Here is a 23,516-nt window from a genome sequence, read left to right as displayed (position 1 = left end):
AAGTAGCAGATAAGCCGGCGCTTCACCTGAAGCGCGCTTGGCGTACTGGTTGGATGGCGTCCCGGCTTGTCTTGATATTGGAATGTGGGCCGTGCATATCGCTGATTCGGAGGGCCTTATCAATCCATCCCCGGGGTCATGCGGTGAATGTGGTGGTGCAGGACACACCCGGGACAACCCGCAGAGCAGACTTGCATCGCAGAACTTGGCCGGCCTGGGCAGTGCGAAGAAAATGACAGCACCACCACCGGTACTCATACTGCCGCCGGCCGGGTGGTTGCGGAGTCCAAATGAGAGTCGAAGCAGGCCTTGATCTAACAGTCGCGGTGCTTGACGCTCATGTCCATTGGGGCGTCGATCCAAGACGAACCCGTCCAGAACCACCGTCATCTCCCTCTTCATCACAACGGGCTACGATGAACCCGGTTCCGGATCGAAGGAGTGGCCATGAATTCCCCCTTGTCTCCCCTGTTGTCGGCAATCGGCCGTAGCTGGTGGATCCTCCTGCTGTATGGCCTGGTCGCTCTCGGCTTCGGCATCATCGCCATCGGCTGGCCCTTGTCGGCGGCCATGGCATTGGCCTGGACGCTGGGCGTGATGGCCATCATCGAGGGCGTCATTAGCCTGTTCGCATTGATCAATGGCGGCAGCGGCGCGTCCCGCGGCTGGCTGGCGCTGTATGCTCTCGCCTCGCTGGGCTTCGGCATCCTGGCGGTGATCAATCCGCTGGCAACGGCCAGCGTGCTGGTGCTGTTCCTGGCGGCGTGGCTGCTGGTGGCCGGCATCTATCGCATCGTGTTCGCGATCCGCGTGCGCAAGCAGATCCAGGGCGAATGGTTGCTGATCCTCAGCGGCGTGCTGGCCGTGGTGCTGGGCCTGTTGTTTGCGGCCAACCCGTATGCCGGCGTGGCGGTCACCACGCTGTGGATCGGTATCGGCAGCCTGCTGTACGGCCTGCTGCAGGTGCTGGTGGCATTCAAGCTGCGGAAGCTGAAGTGAGAACGGCGCTTCCCCTGTTGGTGGGCGTGGCCTTGACCCTGGCCGGCTGCATGCCGGGCGCCACGCCCGCAGTGCAGACAGTCGAGCGCCATGCACCGCGCCCCGGTGTGGATGTGCGCCTGAGCGCGGTCGATGCGGATGGCAAGGGCACGCAAGCGCAGTGGCAGGGCGAGACCCTGGCGCTGCGCGAGCCGCCGATTGCCGACAGTGCAGATATCGCCGATGTGCGCTATGTGCTGGACGCGGGCCAGGAGCCCGGCCTGCAGATCCGGTATCGGCCAGAAGCACGCCAACGCATCCACGATGGCACGGCGGCGCTGGTGGGGCAACGAGCGGCGATCAGCGTGAATGGTCGCGTGCTGATGGTGGCGACGGTGAAAGGCCCGTTCGGTGAATCGATGATGCTGAGCGGGCTGCCGAGCGTTGCCGAGGCGCAGGCGTTGGCCAGGCATATCACCGGGAAGTGATGGCAGCGGTAGAGTCGACTGTTAGTCGACTCACGCGCGTAGCGCGGCGTTCCTGGTGTTGGAGCGAAGATCAGTCGACTAACAGTCGACTCTACCCGGTCTGCGTACCGTACCCATCGGCGTGCCACAGCCCAGCGACCTGAGGCGCAGGCGTTGGCCAGGCATATCACCGGGAAGTGATGGCAGCGGTAGAGTCGACTGTTAGTGGACTCACGCGCGTAGCGCGGCGTTCCTGGTGTTGGAGCGAAGAGCAGTCGACTAACAGTCGACTCTACCCGGTCTGCGTACCGTACCCATCGGCGTGCCACAGCCTCAGCGACCTGAGGCGCAGGCGTTGGCCAGGCATATCACCGGGAAGTGATGGCAGCGGTAGAGTCGACTGTTAGTCGACTCACGCGCGTAGCGCGGCGTTCCTGGTGTTGGAGCGAAGAGCAGTCGACTAACAGTCGACTCTACCCGGTCTGCGTGCCGCACCCATCGGCGTGCCATACCGTCATCGGCGGGCCATACCCCGTTGGCATGTCATGGGGTATGGCCGACGCCAGGTGCAGGCGCTGTCAGCCCCGCTTTCCCGCGAACCGTGCCTCGATCTCCTCCAGTGACTTGCCCTTGGTCTCCGGCAGCCAGAACGCGGCTACCAGGAAGAACACGAAGGTGCAGGCCGCCCAGAACACGAACATGCTGGCGTAGCCGTAGTGGCCCACCGCGGGCAGGAAGATGGCGGCGATGGTGGTCGACACGAACTGGTTGATCAGCAGCGCGATGCTCATGCCGTTGGAGCGGATGCGGTTCGGCATCAGCTCCGACAGTGCCAGCCACACGCACACGCCGGGGCCGACCGCGAAGAACGCGACGAACACCAGGATGCAGGCCGCCACCGCCCAGCCATGTGCAGGCGGCGGCACCGGGCCGATACGCGCCTGTTCGATGCGCAGCGGTGCCTGCGCGGCACTGGCCGGGTCGGCGAACGGGTTCAGATGGAGCTTGCGGAAGAACGCACCAATCACGCTGTCGGGCTGCACGGTGCCGGCGCGCTCGATGCGCAGCTCGCGATCGGTCAGGTTGTCGCTGCGCAGGGCGCGCACATTGGTGAAGTCACCATAGGCGTAGGACACGGTCAGCTGCATCGACCGGCCTTCGCTGTCGATGCCGCCACCCAGGCGCTGCCACTGGGCGTCATCCAGCACCAGTTGCAGGCCATCGCCGTTGACCGCCGCCTGCAGCTGCGGTTGCACATCGGCGCGGCCACGCTCGGCCTGGAAGAACAGCGTGGCCGCGGCCAGCAGCGCCACGCAGATGCCACCACTGCCGAGCATCAGCAGGAACTTGCGGCCCTTGCGGTCGACCAGCAGCAACGCGACCACGGTCATCACCGCATTGAGCAGCTTGATCGCCACGTCGGCGCCGTTGGCCACTGAACCGGACAGGCCGGCCTGGTTGAGGATGTTCACCGCGTAGGCCAGCACCGAGTTGATGCCGGTGGCCTGGGTGCAGGCCAGCACCACGCAGGCGAGCAGGAACGGCACCACGTAGCGGCGGCTGAGCAGCGGGTCACGCTTGCCATCGCTGCTGCTCGATTCCGGCGCCTGGATCTGGGCCAGCGTGGGCTCGACGTCTGCGGCGGGTAGGACGCGCTGGAGGCTGCGGCGGGCTTCATCGATGCGGCCGCGGCGTACCAGCCAGCGTGGCGATTCGGACAGCCAGAAGATGCCGGCGCAGAACAGCAGGCCTGGCGCCAGGCAGGTCCAGAAGATGGTGCGCCAGGCGTGGTCCTTCACCGTGAACAGTTCCTGCGCCTGCTGCGCGACCGGCAGCGAACGCACGGCTTCGGCGGCGGCATCCACGGCGTGAGCGTGGTACAGGCCGATCAGGGCTGCCAGCACCAGGCCAACGGTCAGCAGCAGCTGGAACATCGCCGCGCCGCGCCCACGTCGCTCGGGGCTGAGCACTTCGGCCAGGTACAGTGGAATTACTACGCCGATCAAACCGCCACTGATGCCCTGCAGCAGGCGCCCCAGCAGCAGCGGCGTGTAGCCGGAAGCCAGTGCCATGATCGGAATCGAGGCAGTGAACAACAGGCCGGCCAGCAGCATCGCGCCGCGGCGGCCGATCAGGTCGGCAACCATGCCGGCGAACAGCGAGGACAGCACGCTGCCCAGCAGTACCGCTGCCACCACGAAGCCGAGCTGCTGGCTGCTGAGCTGCCAGGCGTGGCTGGCAGTTGCTTCAAGATAGGGCAGGGCGCCGGCGATGATGCCGATGTCGATGCCGTACAGCAGGCCACCCAGGCCGCCGATGAAGAGCAGGTAGCGTACGGGCCAGCGCGGAGCGGTGCGTGCAGTCATCGGCATATCCCAGAAGGTGTTTCGGTGCGGATTGCTTTCTGTAGAGTCGAGCCATGCTTGACTGACCGCGCATGGCGCGGCAGAGCAGTCGAGCATGGCTCGACTCTACGAAGGCACGGTGCGTCAGGCTGGTGTTGCGTTCAAATCGACCACGCGCCCACCCACCACCACCTGCTGCAGGCGCAATCCGGCATCCAGCACCACTAGGTCGGCGCGGGCGTCGGGCGCGATGCGGCCGCGATCGCCCAGGCCCAGGTAGTCGGCCGGGAAGGTGGAAACACGTTGCGAGGCATCGGCCAGCTCCAGGCCCACCTGCACCAGGTTGCGCAGCGCCTGGTCCATGGTCAGTGCACTTCCTGCCAGTGAACCGGTCGCCAGGCGCACGCAGCCGCCGCACTTGTGCACGCGCTGCTCGCCCAGCGCGTACTCGCCATCGGGCATGCCGGTGGCGGCAGTGGCGTCGGTCACCGCGTACAGGCGCGGGATCGCGCGCGCGGCCAGGCGGATCACGCCGGGGTGGATGTGCTGCAGGTCGGGAATGATTTCGGCGTACTGCGCATGCGCCAGTGCGGCCGCGGCGATGCCCGGCCGGTAATGATCGACACCGGTCATGCCGTTGAACAGGTGGGTGAAGCCGGAGGCACCGGCCTGCAGTGCAGCAACGCCTTCTTCGTAAGTGCCGGCGCTGTGGCCGAGCTGCACGCGGATGCCCATTGCCGAAAGCGCGGGAATCAGCGCGGTGTGCTCGCCGATTTCCGGCGCCAGCGTCATCACCCGGATCGGCGCCAGCGCATGCAGTTGCTGCACCAGTGCCAGTGTCGCCTCGATGGTGCGGTTGGGCTGCGCGCCCAGCCGCTGCGGGCTGATGAACGGCCCTTCCAGATGCACGCCGACGATGCTGGCGGCGTCTGCATCGGGTGCGGCCATGGTGGCGGCCACGCCGTGCAGCGCGTGCTCGATCTCATCCAGGCCGGCGGTCATGGTGGTCGCCAGCAGCGTGGTGGTACCGAAGCGCAGATGGGTGCGGGCGATGGTGCGCGCCACGTCGCCGCCCTGCATCAGGTCCACCCCTGCAGCGCCGTGCACATGCAGGTCGATGAAGCCGGGCAGGATCACCGGCAGCTGCAGACCGTCAGCGCCGCTGTGGTCGTCCACCTGCAGCTGGCGCACGTGGGAATCGAAGTGGACGTGGCCACGCCGCCAACCCAGCGGGGTGAGGATGCGGCCATGCAGGGAACGGGTGTCGCTCATGCGGTGGGCTCGGCGATGATCACCTCGATGCCCAGCCGCTGCAGTCCCTCGCGGGTTGCGTCGTCGATGCCGGCATCGGTGATGATGGTGTGGATCTGATCCAGCAGGGCGATGCGGTGCAGGCTGACGCGCCCGAACTTGGAGGCGTCGGTCAGCACCACGATACGGCGTGCACGCTCGACCATGCGATGGTTGAGGCGGGCTTCGGCTTCGTGATGGGTGGTCAACCCGAACTGCAGGTCCAGGCCATCCACGCCCAGGAACAGCGTGTCGAAGCTGTAGGAGTTGAGGCTGGCTTCGGCCTGGCTGCCCTGCAGCGACAGCGACTGCTGGCGCAACAGGCCGCCGGTCAGCAGTACGTTGATGCCGGCCGCGTTGGCCAGTTCCCAGGCGATGTTCAGCCCGTTGGTCATCACCGTCACGTCGCGCTGCGTGCGCAGGTGGCGGGCCAGGGTCATCGTGGTCGAGCCGGAGTCGATGATGATGTTGTCACCAGGCCGTACCAGGCGCGCGGCACACGCGCCGATCGATTCCTTCAGCGGCAGGTTCAGTGCGTCCTTTTCGTGGATGTCCTGTTCCTGCGGCGGCGTGCGCACCAGCGTGGCGCCACCGTGGGTACGGTTGGCCAGGCCCTGCGATTCGAAATGGGTCAGGTCGGCACGGATGGTCACCGCCGACACGCCGAAGCGCTCGACCAGATCGGCCACCTGCACCGAGCCGTGCTCGATCAGCAGCTGCAGGATCTGTTGCCGGCGGGAGCGGGTGTTGCGCATGGCCATTCTCGGTGTCGCGGGGGAAAGGTAGAGATTAGCCGTTCGAAGCAACGGCGGCAGCCGAACCTGCGTGGTGAGTGCGGGTTCCGGCCTGGTTGGCGCTGCAGGCACGGGCGTACTCACCCAGGCACAGGCCGATACGGTGCTGCACCAGTGCGGTGGGGGTGTTGGCCAGGGCGCCTTCGCGCACGGCGCGGTACTGCTCCGGCAGGTACTGGCTGAGCAGCACCAGCGGCGGCGCGTGCTGTTCCAGGTTGGCGAACAGGGTCTGCACCGCCTGTACCAGCGCCGGCTCGCCCCAGTAGTAGCGGCAGCGGTCGCTGAAGGAGTAACTGCGCAGCAGGCGCAGCGCTGCCTCATCGCCCTGGTAGTAGGACTGCCAGTACTTCGGCTGCGCCACCATCACCTCGTCCAGCACCTGCGGCAGGCGCGAGCATTGTGCGGCCGGCAGCAGTTCGGCCTCGATCGCGGCCAGCGCGAACAGCGCTTCGCGATAGGCGAAGGTTGCCGCCGGGCCGACCTTGAGGATGGCGAAGTGGTCGCGCACCAGCGCGTGCAGGCCGCTTTCGCGCTGGTAGTCGGTGGAGTGCGCCTCGAAGACGATGCGTGGCTGCTGTTCCAGGAAGTCGGCCAGCGTGCCGGCAGCGGCGGCGTCGTACTCGTGCACGCTGCTGTGGTCGAAGTCGACGCCCGGCTGCACCACCATCGCGATCACGCGCTGCCACGCATCACGCAGCTGCGGCGTGTCGAACGCCTGCTGGTGGATGGCCAGGGTCTGCGCGGCGGCGGCCGGCGTGGTCACCTGCAGGCCCTCGGCAAGCGAGGCTTCTCCACCGGGAATCGGCACCTCGGTACCGATCACGTAGACCGGCGGCGGCAGGCCGTGTTCGGCGGCGGTGCGTTCGGCGATCTCGGCCAGCTCGGCCGAGCGTGCGGCAACGATGGCATCGGGCAGCGGCACCGGGTCATCGGCGCAGGACATGCTGCAGTCGAGATGGATCTTGTGGAAACCGGCGGCGACGTAGGCTTCGATCAGCACGCGCGCGTGGGTCATCGCTTCGGCAGCCGGGCGCTTCTGCCAGGCATTCGGGCCAAGGTGGTCACCGCCGAGGATCAGCCGCTCGCGCGGGAAGCCTTCCTCATCGGCCAGGGTACCGACATAGTCGCGGTACTGCGGCGGGGTCATGCCGGTATAGCCGCCGAACTGATCGACCTGGTTGGAGGTGGCCTCGACCAGCAGCACGGTGCCGTGTGCCAGCGCCACGTGCATGGCCGCGCGCAGCACCTGCTCGTTGCTGCAGCAGACGCTGTACAGGCCGACGTTGGCACCGGCGCGGTGGGAGGCAAGCAGGGTCTGCAACGGGGACATGGTCAGGCTCCGGACATCAGGAAAACGAGGGTTGGCAGGCGAGCAGGGCGGCACCACGTGCGCCACCGGCATCGCCGAAGCGCGGCGGCACGATCGGCGGTACCTGCACGCCGTTGAACAGATGGGCAGCGATGGCCGACGGCAGCTGCTGGTACAGCGGCGCGTACTGCGAGAGACCACCGCCGAGCACGATCACGTGCGGGTCCAGCGCCAGCACCAGCGCGGCCAGGCTGTGGCCAAGCAGATCGCGGTGGATGTCCAACGCCTTGCGCGCACGTGCATCGCCGGCTTCGGCCAGGGCGATCACGGCGCTGGCGTCAGCGGCGCTGCCACCGAGGTGGCGCTCGATCATCGCCACACCGCTGCCGGACACATAGCGCTCCACGCAGCCCTGCAGGCCGCAGCCGCAGTCCAGCAGCGGCAGGCCGTGGCGCTGCAGCAGGTGGCCGGGCACGCTCCAGTGGCCCCATTCGCCGGCTAGGCCGTTGAAGCCGGACAGCAGCCGGCCGTGCAGGCAGAAGCCGCCGCCGGCACCAGTGCCGAGGATGGCGCCGAACATGCTGGGGTAGCCGTCAGCCGCGCCGCCGTGCGCTTCAGACAGGGCAAAGCACTGCAGATCGTTGCCGAAGTGGAGCGGGCGCTGCAGGCGTGCCTGCAGATCCTGCGCCACGCATTGGCCGGTCAGTGCAGGCACGTTCGCGCTGAGCTGGCGACCGCTGCGGCGGTCACGCACGCCGGGCAGGGCGATGCCGATGGCCGCATCGCTGCGACCGAGGGCGGCGTCCGCCTCGACCACCAGCGCCACCACCGCCTGCAGGAAGCCGTCGTAGTCACCCTGTGGGGTGGCCACGCGGCGGCGCCAGGTGACCTGCATCGCCGCATCGCACGCCACCAGCTCGATCTTGGTGCCGCCGATGTCGATGCCGTAGCAGGCGTGGGCGATCAGCTCAGCCATGGTGGATGGTGACGCCCTTGACGACGCGGTTGACGGTGCCATCCGGGAACGGGTTGTCCGGGGTCAGGCCAAGCGCGGCCGAGCGCTGCAGCGCGAACAGCTGCGCGAAGCCCAGCCACACCGGCGCCAGCCACGGGTCGTCCAGTGCCGGCACGGTGAGGGTGTATTCGTCATCGGCGCCGATGTCCGAATGCGGGCCGATCGCCAGCACCTGGCCGGCCACGCCGTCGCGGCGCAGTTCTTCCAGCAGGTCCTGTTCGTAGCGGCGCGCCAGCGGCTGCACGCTGCGCAGCACCACCACCAGGGTGTTGCCATCCAGCGTCGACTTCGGCCCATGACGGAAGCCCAGCGGGGTGTTGGCCAGCGCCAGCACGCGGCCAGCGGTCAGTTCCAGCACCTTCAGCGCGCACTCGCGTGCCAGCGCTTCCAGCGGGCCGCTGCCGAGGTAGATGATGCGGTTGAACGGGCGCTGCGCCAGCGCCGCCACCGGTGCGTCCCACTGCGCCTGGCCTTCGCGGGCCAGCGCGGCGATCTGCTTCAGGCGCGCCACGCGCGCATCCCACGGCGAACGATCGAACACGGTCAGCGCGGCCAGCAGCATGCAGGTCAGGCTGCTGGTCATGGCGAAGGCGCGGTCGCAGCTGGCCGACGGCATCAGCAGGGTGCAGGTATCGGCACGGCCGGCCCCACGGCGGGCCAGTTCGCCATCGGCGTTGCAGGTGATGTCGAGGAAGCGCGCGTCATTCACGTCGCTGCGCACGCGGTCAACCGCCGCCACGCTTTCCGGGCTGGAACCGCTGCGGCCGAACGAGACCAGTAGGGTCGGGCGGTCGCGCTGCAGGTACAGCGCCGGGTGGGTCAGCAGGCTGGTGGTGTGCACCACGCGCACATCGGCTGGCCACTGCGCGTTGATCGCGTCGGCCACCATTTCGGCGATGAAGCCGGAGCTGCCGGCGCCGGTGAACAGCACGCGCTGGTTGGGATCGTTGAGGCTGTCGCCGAGGAAGGCCTGCAGGCGGTCGCGGGCACGCGACAGGTCCTGTGCAAGGGCTTCCCACAGCGCAGGCTGCTGGGCGATTTCGGTAGCGGTATCGGCTCCGCCAAGGCGCTGCCAGGCGGACACATCGGAAAGCAGGGTGACGTCCATTCGGAGGTTCCAGTTGGGCCAGCGCACCATCTGCGTTTTCTTTCGAAATGTCAAATAGCGAAAGTAAAAAGAAAGAAAATGTGACGCCGACTTCGCTCTGCCCAGAGCACGTCGGAAAACGTAAGAATTCGCCAAATGCCGTATCGCACAATGCTTAACAGGCGTGTGCAAGCGATTACACAAAGTATTGCGGCGCAACAACTTTCGTTTCAATGGAATATATCTTCCTTTTTCCTTTCAATTTGTTGACATCTTTCGAATCGCTGCCCTAGAGTCGGCCCAATCGCTTTCGAAACGCCCGGTGAACGGGTTGGGAGTCCGCGTGGAAAACTGCGTTCGTCGCTCGCCGCTGATGCTGGCCCTGTTGCCGGCATTGATGCTGGCGTCCATGCCGGCCCAGGCCGAGCCGGTCGGCAACCTGCGTTCGGTCGCCGCCAGCGCCAGCGGCGACGGCGTGCAGGGCTGGGACCTGCAGACCGACAAGGGCGCGCGCATCCGCATCGAACTGCCGGCCACCGACATCATCCGCGTGCAGGCCGGCCGCAACGGCACGCTGACCGGCGCCGGCGACAAGGCCGCACCGATCGTGCTGCCGCAGCCCAAGGCGAACGTGAAGGCGCAGCTGGAAGAAGACGCACAGGAAATCCGCGTGCGCACCGATGCACTGGTCCTGCATGTACAGCGGCAGCCGCTGCGCATGCGCCTGGAACGCCTGGACAACGGCCAGCCCACCGCGCTGTGGCAGGAACTGCAGCCGCTGGACCTGGATGCCACGCAGAGCGTGCAGGTGTTGTCCTCGCAGGCCGATGAGGGCTACTTCGGTGGCGGCCAGCAGAACGGCCGTTACCAGTTCAAGGGCCGCGAGCTGGACGTGTCCTACTCCGGCGGCTGGGAAGAGGGCGACCGCCCCAGCCCTGCACCGATGCTGCTGAGCAGCCGTGGCTGGGGCATGCTGCGCAACACCTGGAGCGATGGCAGCTACGATCTGCGCGAGGCCGACCAGGCCACGCTGCTGCACCGCGAAGACCGCTTCGATGCCTATTACTTCGTCGGCGCCGACCTGCCTAAACTGATCGAGCGCTACACCCAGCTGACCGGCCGCCCGAACATGGTCGCGCGCTGGGCGCTGTCCTACGGCGATGCCGATTGCTACAACGACGGTGACAATGCCAAGAAGCCCGGCACCGTGCCCGAAGGCTGGAGTGACGGCCCGACCGGCACCACGCCGGATGTGATCGACTCGGTGGCCAAGCAGTACCGCGCCCACGACATGCCCGGTGGCTGGATCCTGCCCAACGATGGCTACGGCTGCGGTTACAAGAAGCTGCCGGAAACCGTGCAGGGCTTGGCCAAGTACGGCTTCCGCACCGGTCTGTGGACCGAGAACGGCGTCGACAAGATCGCCTGGGAAGTGGGCAAGGCCGGCAGCCGCGTGCAGAAGCTGGACGTGGCCTGGACCGGCAAGGGCTACCAGTTCGCGATGGACGCCAACCGCCAGGCGTTCAACGGCATCCTCGACAATTCCGATTCGCGCCCGTTCCTGTGGACGGTGATGGGCTGGGCCGGCATCCAGCGCTACGCCGTAGCGTGGACCGGCGACCAGAGCAGCAGCTGGGATTACATCCGCTGGCACGTGCCGACCCTGGTCGGTTCGGGCCTGTCCGGCATGGCCTACGCCAGTGGCGATGTGGATGCGATCTTCGGCGGCAGCGCCGAAACCTTCACCCGCGACCTGCAGTGGAAAGCCTTCACCCCGGTGCTGATGGGCATGAGCGGCTGGTCGTCGAACGCACGCAAGCACCCGTGGTGGTACGACGAGCCCTATCGCAGCATCAACCGCGATTACCTGAAGTTGAAGATGCGCCTGACCCCGTACATGTACGGGCTGGTGCACGAGGCCGCGCAGACCGGTGCACCGCCGGTGCGCGGCCTGATGTGGGACAACCCGCGCGACCCGTATGCGCAGGATGAAACCTACAAGTACCAGTTCCTGCTTGGCCGGGACCTGCTGGTGGCGCCGGTGTACCGCAGCCAGGCCGCCAGCCGTGGCTGGCGCCGCGACATCCACCTGCCGGCCGGCGGCTGGATCGACTACTGGGATGGCCGCCGCGTGCAGGCCGGCGCCGACGGCCGCCAGCTCGACCGCCAGGTGGACCTGGCCACGCTGCCGGTGTTCGTGCGTGCCGGTGCGATCCTGCCGATGTACCCCTCGATGCTGTTCGACGGCGAGAAGCCGCTGGATGAAGTGACGTTCGACCTGTACCCGCAGGGCGAGTCGCAGTACACGCTGTACGAAGACGATGGCAACACGCGCCGCTACCAGCAGGGTGAGTCGAGCACGCAGGTAATCCGCGTGCAGGCGCCGGCGCAGGGCAGTGGCCCGGTGCAGGTGCAGATCGATCCGGTGCAGGGCCAGTACAACGGCCAGCTGGCGCAGCGCCGTTATGGCCTGCGCGTGCTCAGCCGCCAGGCACCGCGTGCGGTGCAGGCCGGTGGCCGCGCGTTGCCGGTGTTGGCCGATGCGGCGGCGTTCAACGGTGCGGCTGAAGGCTGGTACTTCGATGCCAAGGAGCGCCGTGGCACGCTGCACGTGCGTACCGCTACCCGGGACATCCGCCAGCCGCTGCAGCTGCAGCTGGACTTCGCGGTGGCCGCTGCGGCCGCCGACGATGCCTATCCGGCTGCGCCGGTGCTGGGCCGCGAACTGCCGGCCGACAGCCTGCTGGTGGTCAACCGCCCGGCCGAAGAGCCTGGCCATGCGCTGGAAAATGCCTTCGACGACGATCCGGCCACCTGGTTCCGCAGTGTGCGCAACCAGGCCGTGCGCACCGGTGCGCATGAGTGGGTGATCGGCTTCGGCGAGCGCAGGATGATCGACGGCATCGACATCGCGCCGCGCAACGACAAGAACTGGAAGCACGGCCAGGTGCGCGACTACGAGGTGTACCTGGGCGACAGCAATGGCGAGTGGGGCGAGCCGATCGCACGTGGCCGCCTGCAGTTGAAGGAGGGCGTGCAGCGCATCGCGTTCCCGGCCCATGCCGGGCGCCTGCTGCGCTTCCGCGTGCTGAGCGTGCAGAACCCCGAAGGCGACGGCGCCAGCAGCACCGACCCGATGGTCACCGCCGCACAGGGCAGCGCCCGCGCATTCGATGCACTGCAGCCACGCGACGTCGGCCCGATCGCCTTGTCCACCTTCCACATCCTCGAACACCAGGAACCGGAGCGACCGGCCCGGCAGCGCTATCTCTCCGAGCTGCCGGTGCCGGCCGCGCTGGCCAGCCAGGTGCGCACCGACCAGTCCTTCCGTGGCGACGCCGGCATGCGCATGAACGGCCTGCAGTTCCGCCGTGGCCTGGGCGTCGGCGCCAACAGCCGCATCGACCTGCGCCTGCAGGGCGGCTGGCACCTGCTGCGTGCCGACCTCGGCATCGACGACGCCTGCCGCACCGCCGGTGGCCTGCAGTTCCAGGTCTGGGGTGACGACCACCTGTTGTATGACAGCGGCCTGGTGAAGGCACCCGGCGTGGTCAAGCCGGAGCTGGACATCCGAGGCCTTTCCACCCTGAGCCTGCGCACGCTGGGTGCGCAGGGCAGTCAACCCGCCCAGGTCTGCGCCAACTGGGCCAATGCCGTACTGATCGGCCAGGAGGGCGACTCCGCCAGCATCGTCGCCCCATGACCCCCTCGTAACACCGCTCCTCCCCCCGCCCATTCCGACTACGGCCCTCGTGGCCGTGGCCCGGGAGCGTTTTGCCCGCCGAACGCCCACGCGCTCACTTATTGCGCTGCACCCCTGCCAGGAGAGAACCCCGATGTTGCCCGCCCGCCACCACCGCCCCCCCTGTCGTTCGATCGCTCCGCTGTCGCTGGCCATCGCCGGCGTGCTGCTGTCGGTCGCCGTTCCTGCCTTCGCCCAGGAGAGCAAGGACAAGGCCACCGACCTGGCCCGCATCGAGGTCACCGGTTCCAACATCCGCCGCACCGACGTGGAAACCGCCTCGCCGGTGCAGGTGATCAGCAAGCAGGACATCCAGAACATGGGTGCGCGCACGCTGCTGCAGGTGCTCGACAATCTGCCGGCCGCCCGCCCGGCGCAGCAGGACGCGCGTTCGCTGTTCACCGGTTCCGATGGTGCCTCGCAGGCCAATCTGCGTGGCCTCGGTGCCCAGGGCACGCTGGTGCTGCTGAACGGTCGCCGCCTGTCGTACTACGGTGCACCGGCCGGCTTCCAGACCCAGTTCGTCAACATCGACGCGATCCCGGCCGCGGCCATCGAGCGCATGGAAGTGCTGACCGACGGCGCCTCGGCGGTGTACGGCACCGACGCGGTGGCCGGCGTGATCAACGTGATCACCAAGCGCAACTTCCAGGGGGCCGAGGTCAGCTTCACCAACGACACCTCTTCGCGCATCGACTCCTACGGCGAACGCCAGGCCAGCATCACCGCCGGCTTCGGTGACCTGGCCGAGAACCGCTTCAACATCTACGGCGCGGTGAACATGTACCGCCGCGACGCGATCCCGCTGAGCGATTTCTACGACAAGCGGCCCGACCAGTACTACGTCAACAATCCGAACTACCTCAACAACCTGCGCCTGGGCGTGGGCAGCAAGCCGGGTGAATTCAATCCGGGCACTTATTTCGCCTTCGATCCAGTCACCGGCCGCCGTGTGCAGGAAGCTGCGCCGGGTTGCAGGAACGTGCTGACCAGTGAAGCGGCCGGTCCGCGTTGCGTCTGGGAAACCTGGATGAACAACGAGATCGACGCCGGTGCCAAGTCCGAGCGCAACACCGCCTACCTCAACGGCACCTTCCTGGTCGGTGACAGCACCGAGATCTTCGCCGAGGCGACCTACACCGACATCGACCTGCGCGCCAACGGCGGCACGCCGCGCACCTACGGCACCACCACCGGCAACCCGACCAGCTGGTTCTCGCGCAATACCGGCAACACCGTCAACCAGTTCCTGTACCCGTTCCTGGGCCCGAACAACGAGTACAACCACGCCAGCCCGCAGATGAAGGCGATGATGGGCGGTGTGGTCGGCCTGAATTACCTGCTGCAGGATGCCGGCCCGAACTATTTCGGCCAGCGCAATACCGACAAGAGCTACCGCGTGCTGGCCGGTGCGCGTGGCAACCGGGGCGACTGGAACTGGGAAACCGCGTTCGCCAGCGCCGGCACCCACTCCACCACCTACCAGACGATCAACGTCAACACCAAGGGCTTCGAGAAGGCCTTCGGCCCGTACACGATCGATCCGGGCACCGGCCGCGTGATCATCTCCGACCATCCGGCGTACAAGTTCGGCGAGATCAGCGAAGCCAACGCCGCGCTGATCCGTGAAGCGTTCCCGACCTTCGACATCCAGTCGTGGACCCGCCTGCACACCCTCGACGGCAAGATCGAAGGCCCGCTGTTCCAGCTGCCGGCCGGTGAGATGCGTGCGGCATTCGGCTTCAACGCCAGCCGCGAAACCTTCTACACTCCGGGCAACGCCGACGCCGCCAACGGTCTGATCACCCAGCAGGGCGGTTCCTGGTTCGACGGCAAGCGCAACACCTACGCGCTGTTCGCCGAAACCGTGGCGCCGATCACCGACAAGCTGGAACTGGATGCGGCGGTGCGCGTGGACAAGTACCCGAACTTCAGTGCCAACGTGGCACCGAAGATCGGCTTCAAGTACCAGGCGTTCGACCAGCTGATGCTGCGCGGTACCTACTCCACCGGCTTCCGTGCACCGAGCCTGGCCGAGTCCGGCAATGGCGGCGTGTTCGCCCAGCTGGGCGGCTTCCGCGACGAGCTGCGCTGCAACGAGACCAACGCCATCGCCAACCTGTTGCTGAAGTCGCAGCGGCCGGGTGATGTCGACCTGGGCAAGAACATGCTGAACGTCGACTGCAGCCGCACCGTTGCGCGCATGACCCAGCCGAACAAGGACCTGAAGCCGGAGAAGGCGAAGATCGCCACCCTCGGCTTCGTCTACGAGCCGGCGAGCTGGCTGTCGGTGTCGGCCGACTACTGGTTCATCTACCGCAACAACGAAATCGTCGCGCCGGACTATCGCCGCATGGAAGACATCATCTCGATGTCGCGCTCGCCGATCACCGACAGCGACCGCGCCAACCTGGCGCAGCTGGCGGCCATGTGTGCCGACCCGGCCAGTGGCGTGAGCTGCCCGTCGGTGCTGCCGGGCTATTCGGCCGGCAACGTGGCCAGCGTGGTGGGCCAGTACAAGAACCGTGGCAAGACCCTGATCGACGGCTTCGACATCGATGCGCGCAGCCGCTTCTCGCTGGGCGACTGGGGCAACCTGAATATCGGCCTGGCCGCCACCATCGCCAACCGCAACCGCTTCTACATGGACGCGGAGAACGGCTGGTACTACGGCGACGTGGTCGGCTACTACAACAACCCGCGCCTGCGTGCCACGCTCAATGCCGACTGGACCTACAAGCAGGTCACCACCAGCATGTTCGTCAACTACGTGGGCGGCACCAAGTGGGCCACCGACCAGGTTGATGAGGTGAGCAACAACAAGGAAACCTGCACCGGCGGCTACCTGGCCCTGCAGAAGAGCAAGTGCGATGGTGCGCCGTCGTGGTGGACTGCCAACATGAGCGTCACCTGGCGCCCGGATGACGCGTGGAACCTGAGCATCACCGTCAAGAACCTGTTCAACCGCCTGCCGTTCTACGATCCGAACAGCTTCCTGGGTGACTCCAGTGACTACGCCACCATCTTCGGTCGTGGTTACAGTGTGACCATCGGCTACCGTTTCAAGTAATTCCGTTTGCGTGACCCGGCGGGCCGGCTACGGCCGGCTCGCTGCCAAGAGGAGAGATGTTTGCCATGAAGCGTAGGGAATTCATCGCGGCCAGTGCCGCTGTCGCCGCCAGCAGCCTGCTGCCGCAGACCCCGGCGTGGGCACGCGGGCGCAAGGTGCGCCTGGCCATGATCGGTACCGGCATGCGTGGCCTTGTGCTGCTGAAGGAGCTGGTGCGCCGCGACGATGTCGAGGTGGTCGCGCTGTGCGACATCGAACCGATCATGCTCGGTCGCGCCATGGACATGGTGGCCAAGGCCGGCAAGCCGGCACCGAAGACCTACGGACAGGATCGCGACACCAATGCCTGGAAGCGCCTGCTGGAGCAGAAGGGCATCGATGGCGTGATCATCGCCACGCCGTGGGAGTACCACGCACCGATGGCGATCGCCGCCATGCAGGCCGGCGTGGCCGTGGGCTGCGAAGTGGTGGCCGGCATCACCCTGCAGGACCACTGGGACGTGCTGAAGACCCAGCTGAGCACCGGTACCCCTTACATGCTGCTGGAGAACGTCTGCTACCGCCGCGACGTGATGGCCGCGCTGCAGATGGTGCGCCAGGGCCTGTTCGGCGAGCTGGTGCATCTGCAGGCCGGCTACCAGCATGACCTGCGCGGGGTGAAGTTCAATTCCGGCGACCCGAACCAGCCCTACGACAGCGGCGTGGAATTCGGCCCCAAGGGCTGGAGCGAAGCACGCTGGCGCACCGAGCATTCGGTGGAACGCAACGGCGAGCTGTACCCCAGCCACGGCATCGGCCCGTGCGCGATGTACACCGGCATCAACCGTGGCAACCGCTTCACCCACATCAACGCCTTCGCGACCAAGGCGCGTGGCCTGCATGAGTACACCGTTGCCAAGAGTGGTGGCACCACCCACCCCAGCACCAAGGTGAAGTTCAAGCTGGGCGACATCGTCACCACCACGCTGGCCTGCGAGAACGGCGAGACCATCCTGCTGCAGCACGACACTTCGCTGCCGCGCCCGTACTCGATGGGCTTCCGCGTGCAGGGCACCAAGGGCCTGTGGATGGACGTGAACCATTCGATCCACATCGAAGGCCGCAGCCCGCCGCACCAGTGGGAAGAGTTCAAGAAGTACCAGGACGAGTACGAGCACCCGCTGTGGAAGCAGAACGCCGACACCGCCGCCAGCGCCGGCCACGGTGGCATGGACTGGTTCGTCATCCATGCCTTTGTTGAAGCGCTGAAGGCCAAGGCGCCGATGCCGATCGACATCTACGACGCAGTGACCTGGAGCGCGATCACTCCGTTGAGCGAGCAGTCGATTGCCAACAGTTTCCAGACGCTGGAGTTCCCGGACTTTACTGCCGGCGCGTGGAAGCAGCGCAAGCCGATCTTTGCGTTTGATGGGAAGTACTGAGATTTACCCCTTCCATGCGGTGACGGAAACGCCGGGCGATGCCCGGCGTTTCTGTTTCTGGGGCATTCGCCTTGTTGAGCCGAGCCCACGCTTGGCTGCATTTCCGACACGCCCCCCCTGCATCAGAAAGTTCTGAAATTCGACTCATTCCACAGTTTTTGACTTGAATGTGTAAACCACATCGGAGATAACGTCCCCATGCGGCCACGCCGCATTCCGGACCAGGGACGATCCGAAGCATGACGTGAAGAGGCTGCTGCCCCACGTTCTCGTTCCCGCCGGCGCTGTGTCCGTCCAGGAAGGAGAACAGGGATGTTGAAGGCAAACTCTGGCACTTCGCTCATCAGTCTGGCGCTGTTCGTGCTGGCGTGCTCGACGTCCAGCGTGCAGGCGCAGGAGATCGAGAAGAAATGGGAAAGCTACTTCTCGATGGGAGAGCCCCGTTCCACAGAGGCGGCTGTCCAGAAAGACATACGGGCCTTCTTCGCCGAGTATGAGGTCGATAAGCCTTTCGTTTGGGAGGTCAAGCGCCAGAGGGCCCTTCCTAACAAGACGATCTATGACTATCGCGTCAAGCCCGAGAAGATCGTCACCACGGATTGGGTGTATGAGCAGAACCATCAGAAGTACGCCACGGAGGATGCCGTCCGCAGCATGTTCCTGTCGAAGAATGCGAGCGATCCGCGGTGCGCTGCCACCGTCATGACTGAAGAGGCCTGGGAGGAGGTTGGCGGGCTTGGAGTGGGAGATGACGGTAGCGTCATCAACGAAAGCAAGCGCTACAAATTCGCTAAGAACACTTATTTCGAGGGCATTAATTCCTGCAGGCAGACGGTCTTCTGGCAAAATGCATCTCGGAGTAGAACCGCAAAATGCATGAATCGCCCCATGATGATGTGGGACGATAACCTGGGCATGTGCGCCCTGATCCAGCAGGACGACCCAAACATGGCAATGCTGCTGGCCTACTGGACTTCTCCGCTGCCGCCGCAGGAGTGCAAAGTCGGTAATCCATGCGACCCTACCACCGGCGACAAGTCTCAGCCGGAAGCGGACCTTGATTTCGGGTGGGTCCGCTTCGATCGCCAGTATCATTCCTTGACCAGCACCAGCGGCGGAGCCATTGGCCAAGGTTGGACGCACTCGCACAATATTCACCTGACGCTCGGCATTGATGACACGGGCTATCCGCCGAGTTCGGAAGTCCAGGTGGGTTTGATTGACGCTGAGGGTGGCCAGCTCGCCTTCAAGAAGGTGGGAGCGGTGTATGAGGCAATGGATGGCAGTGGGGACCGCGTGGCTCAACAGGGGAGCCTATGGTTGTTGTCGCGGGCTCAGGAGCGCATTCAGTTCGATGCCGGCGGCCTTATGCAGCGCCGCGATTTCGAAGACGGAACCTCGCTAACCTATGCACGCGACAGCCATGGCCGCCTGCTCAGCATCACCCATTCAACCGGCCGGCGCGTGGACGTCCAGTATCTCGCGCCGGGTGACGATTCGCTGATCTCGGCCCTGGTGATCGCCGGCCAGCCCGTGGTGAGCTACGCCTATTCCCCGGCCGGGGAATTGATCAGTGCGACCTACGCAGACGGTGCCAGCCGCACGTATCACTATGAGGACGCCCGCTTCCCGGGCTACCTGACCGGCATTACCGCCGAGGGCAACCAGCGTTACAGCTGGTACGGCTACGACGCCAAGGGGCGGGTCACCTGCAGCCGCCATTCCGGCGATTGCAGTCAGGCCGACGTGGGCATTGATGGCGTGCGCCTGGAGTACACCCTGGCAGGCACCACGATCGTCACCGACGCACTGGGCAAGCAGAGCACCTACGCATTGACCGCCAGCGGCGCCAGCGGCCTTCCGCGCAAGGTCAACGGCGTCACCGAGAGCAACGGCAGCATCAGTCGCACCTATCTGCCCGAGGGCACCGATTTCCGGCGCCGGCTGCAGTCGGTGACCGATCGCCGAGGCGTTGTCACCCAGTATGCCTATTCCGAGGCCAGCGATGCTGCCACAGGCGCCATCAGCGTGACCACCACCACCGAAGCGGCCGGTACTCCGGACCAGCGCGTCAGCGAAATGCGCGTGGCCATGGACAGCAATCGGCTGGTGCAGCAGACCGTCGGTAACCGTGAGATCCGCATCGTGCGCAATGCACGCCTCCAGCCGACCACCATCGCCGTGCGCGACATGGTGACCGGTGACACCCGCGTCACCACGCAGACCTACTGTGAGGCAGAGGGCCCGGAGTGCCCGCTGATGGGACTGCTGCGTAGCGTGGATGGCCCGCGTAGTGATGTGGCGGATGTCTCCACCTATGCCTACTACACCGCGGATGACGCGGGATGCGCGGCCAATGGTGCCTGCAGCTATCGCAAGGGCGACCTGCGCAGCGTGACCAATGCGCTGGGCCAGACGGTCGAGACCTTGGCCTACGACGCGTTCGGGCGGCCGTTGTCGGTCAAGGACGCCAACGGCGTGGTAACTGATTACACCTACCATCCCCGCGGCTGGCCGACCTCGATCACCGTGCGCGGTGCCACCACAGCCGAGGACCGGGCTACCCAGATCAGCTACTGGCCGACCGGCCAAGTGCAGCAGGTCACCGAGCCCGACGGCAGCAGCGTCACCTACGTCTACGACGCCGCGCAGCGGCTGACGGATATCGCCGACAGCGCTGGCAACACCATCCACTACACGCTGGACAATGCCGGCAACCGCCTCAAGGAAGACACGCTGGATACTGGCGGCACGCTGCGTCGCACCCTGGCGCGGACGTTCAACACGCTTGGCCAGCTGACCGCGCTGAAGGATGCGGGCAACCACGCCACCGGCTTTGCCTACGATGCCAACGGCAACCCGCAGACGATCACCGACGCACTGCAGCGCGTGACCAGCCAGCAGTACGACCCGCTCAACCGCCTGGCGCAGACCCTGCAGGATGTCGGCGGCGTGGCGGCGGAGATCCGCAGCCAGTACAACGCGCTGGACCAGGTCACCCGGGTCACCGACCCGAAGGGCCTGCATACCACCTACGCCTACAACGGTTTCGGTGATCTGACCGGCCAGGTCAGCCCGGACAGTGGCGCCAGCAGCTTCACCGTGGACGCCGCCGGCAACCGCAAGACCGCCACCGATGCGCGCGGCGTCACCGCCACCTATCACTACGATGCGCTCAACCGCCTGATCGGCATCGCCTATCCGGACCCCAATCTAGACGTGGGCTACAGCTATGACGTGGCGCCGGCCGCCTGTGCCGCCGACGAGCGCTTCGCCAAGGGCCACCTGGGGCAGGTGCTGCACGCCAATGGCAGCACCCAGTACTGCCATGACCGTTTCGGCCAGGTCACCCGCAAGGTGCAGACCGTCAATGGTGTGGCCACCACCCTGCGCTATGCCTACAGCAAGTCGGGTCGCTTGACCGCGTTGACCTACCCCGACGGCAGCGTGGCCGACTACGTGCGCGATACCCAGGGCCGCATCAGCCAGATCGGCCTCACCCGCCCCGGCCAGGCGCGCCAGATCGTGGTGAACAACGTGACCTATGCGGCCTTCGGCCCGGCCACCGGCTGGGCCTATGGCAATGGGCGGCAGCTGCAGCGTCCGCTGGACTTGGACTATCGCCCGCAGGCGGTGCACGACCCGGCTGCGGGCGGTCTGTCGCTGGGCTACGGCTACGACCCGGTCGGTTCGATCACCGAGCTGAAGAACGGCGCAGGTCCGACGGTGCTGGCCAAGTACGCCTACGACACGCTGGGCCGCCTGACCCAGACCCAAGACGGCGCGACCGGCACGCCGATTGAAACCTATGCCTACGACGCCACCGGCAATCGCACCGCGCTGACCACCTCGGCAGGCACCGCCAGCTACACCTACCCCGCAACCAGCCATCGCCTGACTGCGGTGGATGGCGAAGCGCGCACCCATGACGCAGCGGGCAATACCACCAGCATCGGCAGCAAGACCTTCACCTACAGCGATGCCAACCGCATGAACGCGGTGAAGCAGGGCGATGCCGTGCTGGAAAGCTACGGTTACAACCATCGCGGCGAGCGCGTGCTGCGTACTCCAGCCGGTGGCGCAGCTCAGATCACGCTGTACGATGAGGCCGGGCAGTGGCTGGGCAACTACTCGGCCACGGGGCAGGCGCAACAGCAGGCCATCTGGCTGGATAACTACCCGGTGGCGCTGATCAACGTGCCGGGCACCGGCGTGCCGGAACTTGCCTACGTCCAACCAGATCATCTGGGCACACCGCGCGTGGTGATCGATCCGGTACGGAATGTCGCGATCTGGGAGTGGAGCAACAAGAGCGAGGTGTTCGGCAACCAGATTCCGAGTGCCGACCCGGATGGGGATGGTGTGGCGCTCGAGCTGGCGCTGCGATTCCCGGGCCAGCAGGCCACGGATGCGAGTGGGTTGTTCTACAACTACCAGCGGGAATACGACCCGGCGGTGGGGCGGTACTCGCAGAGTGATCCGATCGGTTTGAGAGGCGGAGCTTCAATCTACGCGTACACAGGAAATGATCCGTTAGACTTTGTCGATCCATTAGGACTTCTCCGCTATCACTCGTGGGTCAGCAAGAAGTACCCCGCGACGACGGAATTCTTGAATGGAACGAAAGATCGAATGACCAGTCGCAAATATGATGGATTCCAGCGATACGGAAACATCGGACAGGGGCATCTTGATCAGCTTCTATCGAAATGCGATGGGCCAGTCATTACGCCAAAATACATGAGGCATGACGATGGTAGTTACGCGCCTGGCTCGGGTGAGATATTTATTCATGAGACCTATTTTGACCGCTTCGAATCGGGTGACCGAAGCCCAGAACTCCTGCAGAAGCTGGAAAGAACACTGGAGCACGAGTTGGTTCACTTCTCGGAGTATTTCTGGAACAAAAATCAGTACAAGGGCGAGGAGGGTTGGAGCTATGAAGAGTATGTCTATGGGATCAGAAGGCCTGCTTCACACTAACCTCTTTCGCGTTGGCTTGTGCTTGATAATTGCATTTACCCTATTTGGATGCGCAAAGTCATCCAGTGAAAGAGGTGCTCCGTGTAGTCATGATCCGGTGGCAATCATCCAGGCGGCATCCTCGGATTCAGCGCTTTCTGCATACGGAGGAGATGGATGGGGATCTTCACGGATAAACGTTCTATGGGATGGCGATGAATCGTCATCTTCATTGCCGTTGTGCGAAGCCAACGGCGGGAGATTTCAGTTCGTAAAGTCGTCGTCATATGATCGCACTTCGCCATTCATTGCCATTGAGAAGTTGTACTTTGATGACGATGCTGCTTTCATGGAAATCGGATTCCCTCCGACAGGAAAGAACGCAGATGTGTTCTTGAGAAAAGAGGAAGGAGTATGGCGGGTCAAGAAGACACATCTATGGGAGAACTAGCCCCATCCACATCGGGTCTCTACGTTTGCTCCGTCTGCCCTAGCATCCCGTGCGTCGGACCCGAGCTGATTCTTCTCGAACGCTACCTCCATGATCGCCATTGTTCGGTAGCACACGCCGCATGTGCGGCGTGTGTTCCATAACATCCGCATCGGGCCTGCTTTAATCAGCAGGCCACAGCGCAGCCACCCGGTCCGCCCACTAGCTCGGTATCCGACTAGGTCACGGGGGGCGTGTGGCGTGCGGCAGCTCTCACTGGACGAGAACACTGGTGGGGCCAAGGGACTCAACAGGAAGCAATCAGTACCCATACTCAACTGAACGCCGTGCTCTCCCGGTATCCTCGCCCCCTGGTCAGACCGCGACGGCAGTCAGTGCAGTAGCATCCAAGTATCCTGTGCACGACTGAGCCGCGCTGCCTCGGGTTTCGGTGTAAGTATCGTCTTCGGCCTGCAGCCACAGCCCGCTGCGATCGAAGGCATCGGCCCGCGTACTTTCAGCGTTTGGCACCAGATAAGGACGTTTGGCGTCATACTCGATGCCCGTGATACTCGATGCCCGTGGAGAAGCACCGCAGCGCACTCC

The 23,516-nt window shown here is 65.4% G+C and carries 12 protein-coding genes; 6 read left to right on the top strand and 6 right to left on the bottom strand.

Annotation, left to right across the window (positions count from 1 at the left end; all coding sequences use genetic code 11):
* Nucleotides 1-447 precede the first annotated feature (447 nt).
* Both Q9Q79_RS19255 and Q9Q79_RS19250 read left to right on the top strand, forming a co-directional pair.
* Complete coding sequence (locus tag Q9Q79_RS19255) at nucleotides 448-999, top strand: HdeD family acid-resistance protein (RefSeq protein ID WP_005414787.1); 552 nt, start codon at nucleotides 448-450, stop codon at nucleotides 997-999.
* Complete coding sequence (locus Q9Q79_RS19250) at nucleotides 996-1,466, top strand: hypothetical protein (RefSeq protein ID WP_076739873.1); 471 nt, start codon at nucleotides 996-998, stop codon at nucleotides 1,464-1,466. The genes Q9Q79_RS19255 and Q9Q79_RS19250 overlap by 4 nt, the downstream gene beginning before the upstream one ends.
* Before the next feature lie 557 nt (nucleotides 1,467-2,023).
* On the opposite strand, the gene Q9Q79_RS19245 is transcribed toward Q9Q79_RS19250, so the two are convergent.
* The 6 genes from Q9Q79_RS19245 to Q9Q79_RS19220 all read right to left on the bottom strand — a co-directional run bounded on the left by Q9Q79_RS19245 (nucleotide 2,024) and on the right by Q9Q79_RS19220 (nucleotide 9,306).
* On the bottom strand, nucleotides 2,024-3,811 hold the full coding sequence (locus Q9Q79_RS19245; protein WP_201861656.1) for an MFS transporter: 1,788 nt from the start codon (nucleotides 3,809-3,811) through the stop codon (nucleotides 2,024-2,026).
* Nucleotides 3,812-3,934: 123 nt separating this feature from the next.
* Nucleotides 3,935-5,062, bottom strand: a complete 1,128-nt coding sequence (nagA, locus tag Q9Q79_RS19240) for an N-acetylglucosamine-6-phosphate deacetylase (protein ID WP_201861659.1) — start codon at nucleotides 5,060-5,062, stop codon at nucleotides 3,935-3,937.
* Nucleotides 5,059-5,835: a DeoR family transcriptional regulator gene (locus tag Q9Q79_RS19235; RefSeq protein WP_201861661.1), complete on the bottom strand. Its 777-nt coding sequence runs from the start codon at nucleotides 5,833-5,835 to the stop codon at nucleotides 5,059-5,061. Before Q9Q79_RS19235 ends, nagA begins: the two co-directional genes overlap by 4 nt.
* 34 nt (nucleotides 5,836-5,869) lie before the next feature.
* Nucleotides 5,870-7,204, bottom strand: a complete 1,335-nt coding sequence (locus Q9Q79_RS19230; protein ID WP_059035749.1) for a D-tagatose-bisphosphate aldolase, class II, non-catalytic subunit — start codon at nucleotides 7,202-7,204, stop codon at nucleotides 5,870-5,872.
* Between the two features lie 16 nt (nucleotides 7,205-7,220).
* Nucleotides 7,221-8,159, bottom strand: a complete 939-nt coding sequence (locus Q9Q79_RS19225) for an ROK family protein (RefSeq protein ID WP_059035748.1) — start codon at nucleotides 8,157-8,159, stop codon at nucleotides 7,221-7,223.
* Nucleotides 8,152-9,306, bottom strand: coding sequence for an SIS domain-containing protein (locus tag Q9Q79_RS19220; RefSeq protein ID WP_111197366.1), 1,155 nt, complete (start codon nucleotides 9,304-9,306; stop codon nucleotides 8,152-8,154). Before Q9Q79_RS19220 ends, Q9Q79_RS19225 begins: the two co-directional genes overlap by 8 nt.
* 322 nt (nucleotides 9,307-9,628) lie before the next feature.
* Here Q9Q79_RS19220 and Q9Q79_RS19215 point away from each other — a divergent pair, with 322 nt between their 5' ends.
* The 4 genes from Q9Q79_RS19215 to Q9Q79_RS19200 all read left to right on the top strand — a co-directional run bounded on the left by Q9Q79_RS19215 (nucleotide 9,629) and on the right by Q9Q79_RS19200 (nucleotide 22,501).
* Nucleotides 9,629-12,988, top strand: coding sequence for a TIM-barrel domain-containing protein (locus Q9Q79_RS19215; RefSeq protein ID WP_201861663.1), 3,360 nt, complete (start codon nucleotides 9,629-9,631; stop codon nucleotides 12,986-12,988).
* Nucleotides 12,989-13,121: 133 nt separating this feature from the next.
* Entirely contained in the window at nucleotides 13,122-16,097 is a 2,976-nt protein-coding gene (locus tag Q9Q79_RS19210; protein ID WP_138970013.1) for a TonB-dependent receptor, read from the top strand.
* 65 nt (nucleotides 16,098-16,162) lie between these two features.
* Nucleotides 16,163-17,518: a Gfo/Idh/MocA family oxidoreductase gene (locus Q9Q79_RS19205; protein ID WP_005411496.1), complete on the top strand. Its 1,356-nt coding sequence runs from the start codon at nucleotides 16,163-16,165 to the stop codon at nucleotides 17,516-17,518.
* Between the two features lie 312 nt (nucleotides 17,519-17,830).
* Nucleotides 17,831-22,501, top strand: coding sequence for an RHS repeat-associated core domain-containing protein (locus Q9Q79_RS19200; RefSeq protein ID WP_111687800.1), 4,671 nt, complete (start codon nucleotides 17,831-17,833; stop codon nucleotides 22,499-22,501).
* Nucleotides 22,502-23,516: the final 1,015 nt, after the last annotated feature.

Origin of the sequence: Stenotrophomonas sp. a6 (assembly GCF_030913325.1) — a bacterium.
Taxonomy (GTDB): domain Bacteria; phylum Pseudomonadota; class Gammaproteobacteria; order Xanthomonadales; family Xanthomonadaceae; genus Stenotrophomonas; species Stenotrophomonas maltophilia.
Note: the sequence above shows the minus strand (reverse complement) of the source record. Positions and strands in the feature narration are given on the sequence as shown.